General features: G+C 49.4%; 12 protein-coding genes, 1 pseudogene and 1 CRISPR repeat array. Of the genes and pseudogenes, 12 read left to right on the forward strand and 1 reads right to left on the reverse strand.

The annotated features are described in order from the left end of the window. The first annotated feature begins 4 nt into the window (after positions 1-4). The 8 genes from ACLTD4_RS05290 (at position 5) to ACLTD4_RS05325 (ending at position 8367) form a co-directional block, all read left to right on the forward strand. On the forward strand, positions 5-460 hold the full coding sequence (locus ACLTD4_RS05290) for a GNAT family N-acetyltransferase (protein WP_055659799.1): 456 nt from the start codon (positions 5-7) through the stop codon (positions 458-460). 37 nt (positions 461-497) lie between these two features. Then, positions 498-866: a hypothetical protein gene (locus ACLTD4_RS05295; RefSeq protein WP_038256803.1), complete on the forward strand. Its 369-nt coding sequence runs from the start codon at positions 498-500 to the stop codon at positions 864-866. A gap of 343 nt (positions 867-1209) precedes the next feature. Next, on the forward strand, positions 1210-2433 hold the full coding sequence (locus ACLTD4_RS05300) for a Tm-1-like ATP-binding domain-containing protein (RefSeq protein ID WP_117633899.1): 1224 nt from the start codon (positions 1210-1212) through the stop codon (positions 2431-2433). Positions 2434-2452: 19 nt separating this feature from the next. Beyond that, positions 2453-3283 (forward strand): phosphoenolpyruvate hydrolase family protein, encoded by an 831-nt coding sequence (locus ACLTD4_RS05305; protein ID WP_110321500.1) that lies wholly within the window; start codon positions 2453-2455, stop codon positions 3281-3283. Between the two features lie 68 nt (positions 3284-3351). Next, entirely contained in the window at positions 3352-4764 is a 1413-nt protein-coding gene (locus ACLTD4_RS05310; protein ID WP_055659806.1) for an SLC13 family permease, read from the forward strand. Positions 4765-4774: 10 nt separating this feature from the next. Beyond that, positions 4775-5716 carry an NAD(P)/FAD-dependent oxidoreductase gene (locus ACLTD4_RS05315; RefSeq protein WP_117633900.1) on the forward strand — a complete coding sequence of 314 codons (942 nt, stop codon included), beginning with the start codon at positions 4775-4777 and terminating at the stop codon, positions 5714-5716. 21 nt (positions 5717-5737) lie between these two features. Further along, complete coding sequence (locus ACLTD4_RS05320; RefSeq protein ID WP_412331191.1) at positions 5738-7612, forward strand: aryl-sulfate sulfotransferase; 1875 nt, start codon at positions 5738-5740, stop codon at positions 7610-7612. Positions 7613-7848: 236 nt separating this feature from the next. After that, the gene (locus ACLTD4_RS05325; protein WP_117633902.1) at positions 7849-8367 is read left to right on the forward strand and encodes a flavin reductase; all 519 of its coding nucleotides are present in this window, start codon (positions 7849-7851) and stop codon (positions 8365-8367) included. A 212-nt stretch (positions 8368-8579) separates the two neighbouring features. Continuing rightward, positions 8580-9554: direct repeats of the CRISPR family, unit length 33 nt; unit sequence GTCACCTTCTGTGAGGAAGGTGTGGATTGAAAT. Between the two features lie 163 nt (positions 9555-9717). On the opposite strand, the gene ACLTD4_RS05330 is transcribed toward ACLTD4_RS05325, so the two are convergent. Then, the gene (locus ACLTD4_RS05330) at positions 9718-11229 is read right to left on the reverse strand and encodes a DUF4454 domain-containing protein (RefSeq protein ID WP_117633903.1); all 1512 of its coding nucleotides are present in this window, start codon (positions 11227-11229) and stop codon (positions 9718-9720) included. A 176-nt stretch (positions 11230-11405) separates the two neighbouring features. On the opposite strand from ACLTD4_RS05330, the pseudogene spoIIIAA reads away from it, so the two are divergent. The 4 genes and pseudogenes from spoIIIAA to ACLTD4_RS05350 all read left to right on the forward strand — a co-directional run bounded on the left by spoIIIAA (position 11406) and on the right by ACLTD4_RS05350 (position 13536). Beyond that, positions 11406-12406, forward strand: a pseudogene (spoIIIAA, locus tag ACLTD4_RS05335) (stage III sporulation protein AA). Continuing rightward, complete coding sequence (locus tag ACLTD4_RS05340) at positions 12399-12929, forward strand: stage III sporulation protein AB (protein ID WP_002601072.1); 531 nt, start codon at positions 12399-12401, stop codon at positions 12927-12929. The pseudogene spoIIIAA and the gene ACLTD4_RS05340 overlap by 8 nt, the downstream one beginning before the upstream one ends. Before the next feature lie 12 nt (positions 12930-12941). Beyond that, positions 12942-13136 carry a stage III sporulation protein AC gene (gene spoIIIAC / locus ACLTD4_RS05345; RefSeq protein WP_002601071.1) on the forward strand — a complete coding sequence of 65 codons (195 nt, stop codon included), beginning with the start codon at positions 12942-12944 and terminating at the stop codon, positions 13134-13136. A 13-nt stretch (positions 13137-13149) separates the two neighbouring features. Continuing rightward, positions 13150-13536, forward strand: coding sequence for a stage III sporulation AC/AD family protein (locus ACLTD4_RS05350; protein ID WP_002601070.1), 387 nt, complete (start codon positions 13150-13152; stop codon positions 13534-13536). The last annotated feature ends 33 nt before the right edge of the window (positions 13537-13569 follow it).

Here is a 13569-nt window from a genome sequence, read left to right on the forward strand (position 1 = left end):
TAAAATGGAACTGAATTATAGAAAAGCCGTGCAGGACGACGCGGAACTTCTGATTGAAATGTATAATGCGGCCTTCCATGCGGATTACATTCGCTACGGGGAATGCCCGGCGTATGGGAAGACGAAGGAAGCGATGGAATTATCCATTGCCGGATTTCCCAAATACATTATTTTGAGTAAGGAAGTCCCTGTTGGTGTGATTTCTCTCGTGAACAGAGGGGATAGACAGTACCATCTGGGGTGTTTATGTATTATTCCGGAATATCAGGGGAAGGGAATCGGTTCCCGGGCATTTCGGCATATGCTGTCCGTTTTTCCTGACTGGAAGCGGATTACGCTGGAAACGCCTGCGGATAAAGAGGAGAACATCGCATTCTATACGAAAAAATGTGGATTTCATACTGGGAATAAGGAGATGGATGGAAATGTGGAGGTTATTACTTTCTATATGGAGCGCTAAGAAAGATTGTGCGTTTAGGAAATTAAGGAAGATCACAATGCTTGCATGTGTTCTGCTGATCATGATACCACTGTCCCTGACCGCATGCGGCGGAAGGGCAAACACATCAAGCAGTGTTTATCCCAATATAGACGATGCGGATATTCCTGATATTCTGGAAAAAACGGTGGGTACAGTGGGAAATACGTATTTTACTTCTTTTGGGAAATCAGACAACAAGGATTATCGCTCTTATCTGGCGGTGACATTTGAAAATACCACAGAGGATGACTATGACGAATTAATGGAACATTATCAATCCGCTTCGACCGGAACGGACGAGGAGGGCTTCCTGCTTTTTGACTGGGGACGGCTCCATGTAAATGCAGAGGATGATTCCATTCTTCTCAATGCGTATATGAAATAGAAGATCACTTTATATAATTGAAAAAAGATCAAATCATGAACAGAGAGGCAGCGATACCGCAAAAGTACCGCTGCCTCTCATTTTTGTACCCAAAAGTAAAAAAGCGAGAAAACGCATCTCCAGGCGCTGCAAATCGCTTTAAATTCTAAATCTAATATAAACACAAGGATAGTTAATAAAAACAACAACATTTAGAAATATAAACACAAGAGAAGATAAACTAACAACATTTATTCAGAAATGAGGGAAGTGTACAATATATTTGTAGCAGGGAAGCAAAAACGGGGGTAGAAATACAGCGAAAATCACGGCCGGGTTTCGCTGAAAAGAAGGAGAGGTTTACATGAAAACAATAGCAATCGCAGGAACCTTTGATACGAAAGGAAAGGAATATCTCTACGTAAAGGGACTGGTTGAGGAGTTGGGGCTGCACGCATTAACCATACATACCGGCGTGTTTGAACCAGAGTTTACGCCGGACGTGTCCAACGCGGAGGTGGCAGCCGCGGCCGGATACGATATCCGCGCCATTGTGGAACGAAAGGACCGGGCTATGGCGACAGAGGCGCTGTCAAAAGGAATGGAGACATTGGTTCCTCAGCTGTACAGGGAAGGCAGGTTTGACGGGATTCTGTCATTTGGAGGTTCGGGGGGAACTTCCATGGTGACTCCGGCCATGCGGGCGCTGCCCATCGGAGTTCCCAAGCTTATGGTGTCAACCATGGCTTCCGGCAACGTGGAACAGTATGTGGGCACCAGCGACATTGTGATGATGCCGTCCATTGTAGATGTGGCCGGGCTGAACTCCATCTCAAAGGTGATTTTCAGAAATGCGGTCCTTGCCGTCTGCGGAATGGTGAGGCTGAAAGAGGAGCTGAAGCCGGAGATAGGAGATCACAAGCCTCTGGTTGCTGCGACCATGTTCGGTGTTACGACTCCGTGTGTTGGATTTGCAAAGGAGTGTCTGGAGACGCATGGGTATGAAGTCCTGGTATTTCATGCGACCGGTACCGGAGGGCGGACAATGGAAGCGCTGACGGACGCCGGATTCTTTAAGGGCGTGCTGGATCTGACCACGACGGAGTGGTGTGACGAGGTGGTAGGCGGAGTCCTGGCAGCAGGCCAGACGCGCTGTGAGGCGGCGGCCCGCTGCGGGATTCCCCAGGTGGTTTCAGTAGGGGCCATGGATATGGTGAATTTCGGACCGTTCGATACGGTTCCGCAGAAATTTGCGGGAAGAAATCTCTATAAACATAACCCGACCGTTACCCTGATGAGGACCACGGCCGATGAAAATAGAGAGGTTGGAGAAAAGCTGACTGAGAAGCTGAATCTGGCTTCCGGAAAGACTGCGCTGCTGCTTCCGTTAAAAGGCGTATCGGCCATCGACGCGGACGGCCAGCCATTCTACGGACCAAAGGAAGATCAGGTGCTGTTTCAGACGCTGCGTGACGGGGTGAACCGGGACGCTGTTGAGATCATGGAACTGGATTACAACATCAACGATAAGGAATTTGCCGTATGTGCGGCTGAAAAATTAATGGAACTTATGGAAAGAGAAGCATAAGAACAAGGAGGATTTAAAAATGAACAGAATGACAAGAAGTGAGATCATGGAGAAATTCCACAAAGAGGTGGAAGAGGGAAGAATCCTGGTAGGCGTTGGCGCAGGAACCGGAATTACGGCGAAATGCAGTGAAAAGGGCGGAGCTGACATGCTGATTATCTACAATTCCGGTCGTTTCCGGATGGCTGGCCGCGGTTCCCTGTCAGGGCTGCTGGCGTATGGCGATGCCAATAAAATCGTACAGGAAATGGGCTCCGAGGTGCTTCCGGTCGTGAAAAACACTCCGGTTCTTGCCGGTGTCTGCGGTACGGATCCCTTCCGTGTGATGGACCTGTTTTTGAAACAGCTGAAGGACCAGGGCTTCAACGGTGTGCAGAATTTCCCGACCGTAGGATTAATTGACGGCAAATTCAGAGCTAACCTGGAGGAGACAGGAATGGGATACGGACTGGAGGTTGACATGGTCCGTGAAGCACACAAGCTGGATATGCTCACCTGTCCATACGTCTTCGATCCGGAGCAGGCAAAAGCCATGGCGGAAGCCGGAGCGGATATACTGGTTGCCCATATGGGACTGACCACCAAGGGAAGCATCGGCGCGGAGACGGCGCTCACGCTGGACGACTGCTGCGTAAAGATCAGGGAGATTATCAAGGCGGGAAGAGAAGTGCGCCAGGATATCATGGTTATCTGCCACGGCGGCCCGATCGCAGATCCTGAGGATGCCGCCTACGTAATCAAACATGTGCCTGAAATCGACGGATTCTTCGGCGCCTCCTCCATCGAGCGCCTCGCATCAGAACGTGGAATGACCGCACAGACAGAAGCATTTAAGGCCATTGAAAAATAAATACCAATATGCCCTGGGGCTGCACTGCCGCAGGGCATAAGCTGAATAGAAATGGAGAAGGGGAAAATATGGACAAACAGGGGATTACAGCAGATAAAAAGACTGTGTTTGATTTAAAGTTTTTTATAAAATGGGGGATCGCAATCGGAGTTCCCTGCATCCTTTACTTTGCAATTCCGCAGACGGAGGCCGTTTCACTGGAAATGAGAAAATTCTTCGTGTGCACCGCGTGGGCGATTCTGACCTGGGCGATGAATCTGCTTCCGGTTTACATTTCCGGCCTGCTCTTAACGGTAGGAGCGATTCTTTGGGGAGTGGCCCCCGCCAATGTCGTCCTGTCACCGTGGACCGGTTCGGTCGTATGGCTGTCTCTGGGCGGTCTGACGCTTTCCGTGATCTTTGAGAAAAGCGGGCTGATGCAGCGGATCGCGTACTTTTTTATTGTAAAATCCGGCGGTTCTTATAAGGGGATCATAACGGGAATCACACTGTCCGGTATCGTGGTGGGGCTTCTGGTCCCCAATATGACCGGCCGTGTCGCCCTCTACTGCGCCCTGTGTTTTGGAATCTACAACGCGTTAAAGATACCGAAGAACAGCAATACCGGAGCCGGAATCATGTTTGCCGGTTTCGTGGCGGCAATCGCACCATCCTGGCTGTATCTATCCGCAAGCGAGAACCTTCAGCTGGTCAATTCCTACTTAAAGGAAACCGGAAACAGCGTCAGCTGGATGCAGTATTTTATCAGTAACTTTCCCGTCATGCTTTTATGGCTGATCGTTCTTCTGATCATGGTGCGGATTCTGTTTAAACAGGATGCCTCCATTGACGGAAAAGAGTATTTTAAAGAAAAACAGGAATCTCTCGGAAAAATGTCGAAAAAGGAAATCAAGTTTCTGGTTATCCTGATTTTACTCGTTATTGCGATGGTATTTTCGGGAATTGACGCAGGCTGGCTCTTTATTCTGGCTGTGATCGCCTGTTTCCTTCCGGGAGTGGACGTTGCGGATATCGAGGATATGAAGCAGGTGAATTTCCCGATGGTATTCTTCGTGGCGGCAACCATGGCGATCGGAAGTATGTCAAATGCGGTTGGCGTAGCCGGTCTGGTGAGCGAGCTGATGATGCCGATTCTCCAGAATGTCGGAAACTTTGGATTGATCCTGTTTGCATGGCTGACCGGTGTGATCACCGATATGATGATGACTCCTCTGGCCGGTATGGCGGCATTTTCACCGCTCTTTATCGACATTGCGGCGAAGCTGGGACTCAGCGTGGTGGGAACTACCTTCAGTTTCGTATGGGGCGTGGAGCAGCTGTTCTTCCCCTATGAGTGGGCGCTGTTTCTGATTCTGTTCAGCTATGACGTTTTTGATATGAAAAAAGCCATGAAATTCTGTACCGTCCGTACAATACTCAGCATCATTTTCCTGGCGCTTCTGATTTATCCATACTGGATGATGACTGGATTTTTAAGATAGGAGAGGAAGCATGAAAATATATGATGTGATCATTGTGGGGAGCGGACCTGCCGGGATGACGGCCGCGATATATGCGAAGAGAGCGAATCTTGACGTTCTCCTTTTAGATAAACTGGCGCCGGGCGGGCAGATCATCAATACATATGAAATACAGAACTATCCGGGCTTCAGTTCGGTCAATGGAGCCGATCTGGCGATGCAGGTGTTTGAGCATACCCAGGCTCTGGGAATCGAATTCGATTACGGTACTGTGGAGAAAATCGAGACAAAGGAACGGGAAGACGGCGGCTGCGGTACCATAAAAATAGTGACGTGTGCGGAAGGAAAAACATACCGTTCCCTGGCAGTCATTCTGGCTACGGGAACAAAGCCGCGCATGCTCCACGTGCCTAATGAGCTGGATTTTGCAGGAAAATCCATAAGCTGGTGCGCCATCTGTGATGGAGCAAAATACCGGGATAAATCGGTCATCGTGATTGGCGGAGGCAATTCCGCGGTGGAGGAATCCATCTACCTGGCGGAAATGGCAAAAAAGGTGACGGTGGTAACCATGCTTGATCTCACCGCAGACCCGATGGCCTGCGATAAACTGAAGTCTCTGCCCAATGTGGAAGTCTATGAGTGGTTTGATATCAAAGAATTTCTGCCTGGGGCTGTCTTTACCGGCCTGCGTGCGGTTTCCAGCAAAACAGGGGAGGAGATCGTAGTATACGGAGACGGCGCGTTCGAATATATCGGACTTCAACCGGTAACGGAGCCATTTGCCGATCTCGGCATTCTGGAATCACACGGTTATATTGAAGCGAACGAGCGGATGGAGACGGCGGTGCCGGGAATCTTCGGTGCCGGTGATAGTAACAGCAAGCTGCTCCGGCAGATCGTGACTGCCTGCTCGGATGGCGCAGTGGCCGCTCAGTCAGCGGCGGCGTATAAGAAGAAATGTATGGGATAAATGGGAAGGAAGGGATAACAGATGATTCGATATGAGAAGAAAAACAGCCTGATTACACAGCAGGCGGAAGCGGAACAGAAGTTTCTGGTGACATTCGAGGCGGGAGCATACACGGCGTCCAGCCCGCTGGTAGTGAGAAATCCGTATCTGATCTCTCCGCTGACGGCGATGATTCTTTTTAAGACCGCTGTAAAGCAGGAGGTAACGCTGACGGTAAAGGGGAAGGAGCCGGAAGGCGATATCAGCCATACATTTCCGGCCGATACGGTCCATATTCTTCCGGTTTATGGTCTGTATGCGGACTGCGAAAATACGGTGGAGCTCATTTTGTCGGGAGGAGAACGGGAGACGGTGATGATTAAAACGGAGCCGCTTCCCCCAGAGGTACCGGTTCCCACATTCTGCAAGGGCAGCGGAGTGCATATGGGAGACAATGTGATTTTTCTGACACAGACGTCGAAGGCCGATGCGCTGGCATGTGATTACCGCGGGGACGTAAGGTGGTATCTGACGGTAAACGTCTGCTTTGATATGAAGCGTCTTGCGAACGGCCATCTGCTTGTCGGTACGGACCGGCTGATCAAGCTGCCGTATTACGTGAGCGGTGTGTATGAGATGGGGGTACACGGAAAAATATACCGGGAATACAGGCTTCCGGGCGGTTATCACCATGATACCTTTGAGATGGAAGACGGCAATATCCTGATGCTGTCTCAGATTCCGGACCGGGATACCGTAGAAGATGTGCTGGCCCTTGTCGACCGCCAGACGGGAGCGATCGTGAGAACCTGGGATTACAGGGAGATTCTGCCTTACGACTGCCAGACGACCTGGTCCGGATCGGCCTCCGCACACGACTGGTTCCATAATAATGCGGTATGGTACGATAAGAAGACGGATTCCATCACGCTTTCCGGCCGGCATCAGGATGCGGTGATTAATATAGACTTCAAAACAGGAGCCCTCAACTGGATTCTGGGAGATCCGGAGGGATGGCCGGAAGAGTACGTGGAGAAGTATTTCTTCAGGCCGATCAGTGAACCGTTTGAATGGTCTTACGAGCAGCACGGCGTGGTGGTGTGCCCGGACGGAGATATTATGATGTTTGATAATGGTCACTATCGTTCCAAGGTAAAGGCTCATTACAGCAAGGCGAAGGACAGCTATTCCAGAGGCGTGCGCTACCATATCGACAGAGAGGCACGGACTATCGAACAGGTATGGCAGTATGGAAAGGAGAGAGGCGCAGACTTCTTTTCGCCATATATCTGTAATGTGGAATATTACGATGAAGGCCGCTATATGGTGCATTCCGGTGGAATTGCCTATAAGGACGGGGAACCGTTAGAGGGGCTGGGGAGCATGGATGGAACCGGTGAGGGCTGTACGCTGAATGCAATTACCTGCGAGCTGGTAAATGATGAGGTAGTCTATGAGCTGCACGTACCTTCCAATGTATTCCATGCTGAGAAGCTGCCTATGTATTATGCCGGTGAGACGGCGGAACTGGGAGCAGGGAAAACACTTGGTTCCATGAGCAGAACTGGAGAATTTGCGACAGAGATTCCGGCTGCCTGTACGGGGGAACTGATTCCGGAGCATTACGAGGCTTCCGTTACGGAGGAGGAGGACCGAATCCTGTTTAATGCTACCTTTGAGAAAGGGGAGCTGGCCATGCTCCTGCTGGAAGAGGAAGACGGCAGAGTGCACCGCTATTATATCAATACGTCGGCTGCGAAGAACTTCGAGGCAATGTGTGTCGGAACGTTTCTGAAGAATGATCCCAGAAATGTAGATGTGTATGTCAATAAATGCGGGCTGAGCAAAAACGTGAAGGTCCGTGTGCTGCTGGAAGACAAAATCTATGAGACCGGTGTCGAAATCCGTATGGAATAGAAGACCAGCAGAGCGGGAAAGAGAAGAAGAACCGGGATAGCAAGCGGGCAGGGCCGCTGTGTTCGGAGCATGGAAATGCGAGGGATACAGCGGCTTTTTGCTGTGAAGTCCGGAATATTGGTGTTTGACTTTAGAGATGAAAATGATAAAATATATGTATTCAGCAGTTCTCAAGAGAAGAGATGAATCATAGCAATTGTAGAATGAAAACAGCAGTGAGAAAAGGAGAAAACGATATGGGATTTAAAGAGATAGCAGTGGAAGAACTGAATTTTAATCCATTTACAAAGATTGGCACGGAGTGGATGCTGATTACGGCGGGCGATGAGAAGAGTTTTAATACGATGACGGCCAGCTGGGGCGGAATGGGAATTATGTGGAACAAGAAGGTGATTACTGCTTATATCCGGCCTCAGCGCTATACAAAAGAATTTGTCGATGCCAATGAGCTGTTCACCGTATCTTTTTACGATAAGGAGTACAGAAAGGCGTTGAACATCTGCGGAACAAAGTCCGGGCGCGACTGCGACAAGGTGAAGGAGGCAGGCCTGACCCCCTGTTTTATTGACGGTACCACAGCATTTGAGGAAGCGAATATGATTTTTGTCCTGCGGAAACTGTACTCCGATCCCATGCCAGCTGAAAATTTCCTGGATAAGGAAATTGATCAGAAATGTTATCCGAATAAAGACTATCATACGATGTATGTGTCGGAGATTGTGAAAGTGCTTGTGGCAGATTGCCAGGCTGACTAATTGTGAAGGGATTTCGTCTTAGATAAAAGGAGATAAGAGGAGAGTAAGCTGGTGCGAATCTGAAGTAAGCATGAAAATACCGGGGGATTCGCACCGGGAAAGTGAGAGAATAGGTAGAAGAAGGAAGATCGCTATTGATTTTGTTGGAGAATATTGTACAATATAGTTAATGATAGGGGGCGGGAGTGGCGGAGTTGTTGTGGAGAATTGCTGTCACCTTCTGTGAGGAAGGTGTGGATTGAAATATGCTCAAGGTCGCCCAGTCCCCCAAGAAACTGCGTCACCTTCTGTGAGGAAGGTGTGGATTGAAATTTTTGATCGTGTACCTTTTGTATTAATTTCAAACAGTCACCTTCTGTGAGGAAGGTGTGGATTGAAATTTAGTCAAATAGGATACATCATAAGGGGAATCCGGTCACCTTCTGTGAGGAAGGTGTGGATTGAAATTTCGGGGCGATGATTAAAACCCGGCGGACCTGAAAGTCACCTTCTGTGAGGAAGGTGTGGATTGAAATAAGCCGTTGGTCCATCTCACTGAGGCTTTTAAGCGTCACCTTCTGTGAGGAAGGTGTGGATTGAAATCCATTTCCATGAGGCATTCCATCACCAGTTACCCGTCACCTTCTGTGAGGAAGGTGTGGATTGAAATATATTTGCCATGTCCATGCCATCAATCAGGCATAGTCACCTTCTGTGAGGAAGGTGTGGATTGAAATCGTACTGATGTACTGGGAGAAAAAATGGATGGGAGTCACCTTCTGTGAGGAAGGTGTGGATTGAAATATGTAGGAGCAAACCTTAAGAGGATACGAGAAGAGTCACCTTCTGTGAGGAAGGTGTGGATTGAAATCTTAAGCTGCTTTGCAAGGGCTTCTTCCCGCTCAGTCACCTTCTGTGAGGAAGGTGTGGATTGAAATCTTTAGAATCAGGTAAGGTATATTACGGTTGCGAAGTCACCTTCTGTGAGGAAGGTGTGGATTGAAATATCGGACGGTCATACCGTGTATCACATTGGACAGCGTCACCTTCTGTGAGGAAGGTGTGGATTGAAATTGTTAAACTTACTAGAAACTTAGTTTTTAAATATGTCACCTTCTGTGAGGAAGGTGTGGATTGAAATTCCATTAACCCGTGCCAGTACTGTTGGCTGCTCCGTCACCTTCTGTGAGGACGGTGTGGATTGAAATGCCAGTAAATTGTTTCAGCCATTTTGTCAGGTAGTCCCCTTTTGTGATGACCATATGTCTTGAAATAACCATCTCCCCCCTTCCAACCTCTCATCACAACAAAAAGAACCTTCAGAAAGCAAATGCTTCTAAAGGTTCTCTTTTTCTGATGACAATATCCTCTCTAATCTCCAAGATAATAAACCGCCGTAAAATACCCCTTACTATTATAATAAAGCGCATTCCCAAGTACGCTGCTGTCAGCCAGCGCCTCTGTCTCCCCGCCGCTCTCCGGTGCACCAGCACAGATATCAGTCTGAGTTTTCGATGCTTCTGCCAGGCTGGTATAAGCGCCTGTCACGGCTCCTTTCAGAATGTAAATGTCCCCCTCATATACCGTCTTCATCACAGTGTCTGCGCTGGTCTGCCACAAAGTATAGGTTCCATTTTCCAGATCTGCGATGACTCCTGTTTCACTGCCTTGTGAGGAAGGCGTTGTTCCCTTGTCATACATCAGATAGCCGTATGAATTCGAGTCCCCTGCGTTGGGATCCAGGGAAAGTAGTTGGCTCTCGCCGGTCAGCGCGTTTAAAACAACTTCGGCTTCCCCGCCGTTTTGCACTGCAGAAAACTGTTCCTGCGTCATGGAGGCGGGAACAGAGATCGTGCCGGGAGCGCTGTAGTACACGCCCATATCTTTTGCCTTCGTCATGTCTGCGGACAGCCCGGTTTCCCGGCCGGTTTGCAGGTACGAGAGGTAAGGCGCAAGCGGAAGGCGGTCCCATTCGCCTGCATAATCGATTCCGTCTATGATATTTCTTTTGTCAAAAGGTTCCTCTTCCAGTCCCCGAATCAGCGTAATATTCTTTTTCTCGATATCAGAAAGCAGGGAATCCGAAAATTTGTCCGGATCCAGGAGACTCCGATACCAGACTTTATTGGAAAAATACTGGCTTAAGACCTCGGAATCAAATTTCCGTCCATGCGCCGCGTAAATTTCATTTCTGAGCAGCCACAGGTCTTCGGTCGGATATAAGTATAAATCCGCCTTGCTTAAATAACGGGTGAATACCTCCGGCCTGCTGAAAGAACGCTGGAAGGAATAGTAATCCCCCTCCAGACGAGCGTCGCCGTCTACTGTAATATGTGGGACCGCGTCATTTAAATAGAAGGTAATGCTGCACGTTCCTTTTTCCTGGGCTGCGTCGTGGAATTCCGGTATGATGCTGTAATCCATTTTTCCGCTCTCCGTATCAACGGCCGCTTGAGCAATCCCATTCCAGAAGCTTTCATATTGGTTATCCTGGGACAGGAAATCGCAGGTCAGACGACCGGAATCCCTCCAATCCTGTGTGAGCGAAAAGGATATGGCGGACCGCACGTCGCCTGCCTTAAAATACCTGCTGGATATCAGCTCAGTGTCGGCATCCAGGTTTTTCAATGCTTTTATATCAAATTTTAGAGCAGCTGCCCCAAAGGAAGAACCATCCGGTGAAATTGGACTCTGGTCCTCTGCACCGGAGGCTTTCTCCGGCGGGGAAGCGTTTTCTGTCTGATTACCTTCCTGCGATTTTTCCTGATTGGCGTGGGGCTCCTGCGTGAAATCTGCCGTATTGTTCGAAGCCCGGTCCATATGGCAGGCAGAGGATAAGATACTAATTACAATGGCACATCCCAGCAACAGCTTTTTCTTCATCCACGTTCTTCCTTTCCATCGTGAAGCACCGTGCCTGTACGGCTCGGCGGCTTACGTTCCATTCGTTATCCTGATATTCTGTACCGCTATCATACCATATACCTCTGAAAATGAAAATAATTCCCCGTCATAATTTGTCCCCCTTCACATATATTGAGGTAAGAGGAGGGATGAAGGTGGAGAAAAAAGACGAGCTCATAAAAATCTTTTCGAAGAATATAAGAGAGATTCTAAACCGGGTCGCCGTTGACTTTGATGAAGTGCAGGAGATCCGCCTGCGGGTGGCGGCGCCGCTTTTGATGGTCTATAAGAATGAAGAGTACTACATAAGCCGTTTGGGACAGCTGAGCCAGGACTGCCGGGATGCCTATCTGGTGAGCCGGGGCGAGTTAAAGGAAACCATGGAATACATGAGCAATTATTCCCTGTATGCATTTGAGGAAGAGATGAAGCAGGGATTTCTTACCATCCAGGGGGGCCACCGCATCGGCGTTGCGGGTAAAACCATTTTGGACGAGTCGGAATTAAGACGATGAAGTTTATTTTTATCAATGTAAGACTGTCGCATCAGGTGAAGGGATGTGCTTCCCCGGTTCTTCCGTATCTCTATGACAAGGAAGAAATTCTGCACACCCTGATCATTTCGCCGCCGCGGTGCGGGAAGACGACGCTGCTCCGTGATCTGATCCGGCAGATTTCCAATGGGACAAAGGATCACGCAGGCATGACGGTGGGAGTGGTGGACGAACGGTCGGAAATCGGCGCCTGCTACCAGGGAATGCCCCAGAATGAGCTGGGAATCCGCACCGATATCCTCGACTGCTGTCCGAAGGCCAGAGGCATGATGATGCTGATCCGCACCATGTCGCCGCGGGTGATAGCCGTGGATGAAATCGGAAGCAGGGAAGACTTAGAGGCCATGGAGTACGTTATGAACTGCGGATGCAAGCTAATCGCCACGGTGCATGGCAGCTCCATCGACGATCTGAAGCAGAAGCCGGTGCTGCGAAGACTGGTGGATGAGCGGATTTTTGAGCGGTATATCGTGCTGAATAATAAAGGAAAGATCGGCAATATCGATCAGATCTACGATTCCCGCGGGACGCAGCTTTATAAGGCGGAGGTCCACCGTATGGGGAAAAGATGGAACAGCGAGGAGTGCATGGCGTATGGATAACACGGGAATCAGAATTCTGGGAGCCGTTCTCGTCGTGATTTCCTGCTCCGGCATGGGATTTTTTATGGCGGGGCAGTGGGGAGAACGGCTGAAAACCATGGAACACTTAAGAAAAATGATCTTCCTGCTGAAAGGAGAGATCGTATACGCCCGCTCCGCGCTCCCTGAAAGCTTCGATCGGACGGGGAAGAAGGGCGGAGGAGAGATCGGCGACCTGTTTATCCGGGTGGCCGAGCGGATGGAGGGACAGCGGGGGGAGCCATTTTACGATATCTGGCAGGAGGAGATCGATAAGCTTCCCAAAGCCTTCTGTCTTTCAAAAGAGGACAGGCAGAGTTTGAAAGGGCTGGGCGAGCATCTTGGATATCTGGACCTGGAGATGCAGGAGAGGACGATTCTCCTCTATCTGGAGCAGCTGGATCTATCCATCGGTTATCTGAGGGAACATAAGCAGGAACGGAGCCGTCTCTATACCAGCCTTGGTATTATGGGCGGCATCTTCATAACGATTATGATGTATTAGAGGGAGGATAGCATGGGGGTCAATCTGATATTTAAAATAGCGGCGGTTGGAATCCTGGTTTCCGTCATCTGCCAGGTACTTAAGCACAGCGGGCGGGAAGAACAGGCATTTTTGACGAGTCTCGCTGGTTTAATCCTGGTGCTGTTCTGGCTGGTGCCTTACATTTATCAGCTGTTTGAAACCATTAAAAATCTGTTTGCATTGTAGGGGTAATGAGAATATGACGGTAGTGACCATAGCCGTAGTCGGTATCACGGCAGTCCTTCTGGCCGTTGCGCTGAAGGGCATGAAAGGGGAGTACGGAACCTATCTGGTGATGGCAGCCGGATTTTTCATATTTTTTTACGGAGTCGGAAAGCTGACCACAATTCTGGATACCATCAAACAGGTTCAGTCTTATATCAGGATCAACAGCGTCTATCTGTCCACCCTGATTAAAATGATCGGGATCACCTACGTGGCGGAATTCGCCGCCGGAATCTGCAAGGATGCGGGATACGGCGCCGTGGGCACGCAGATTGAAATCTTCGGCAAACTGTCAGTGCTTGCCGTCAGCATGCCGATTCTCTTAGCGCTTATCGAGACTCTGCAGGTATTTCTGTCATGAAGGGGCGTCTGTACAAAACAGCCGTATTACTGG

It is taken from the genome of Hungatella sp. (assembly GCF_046966825.1).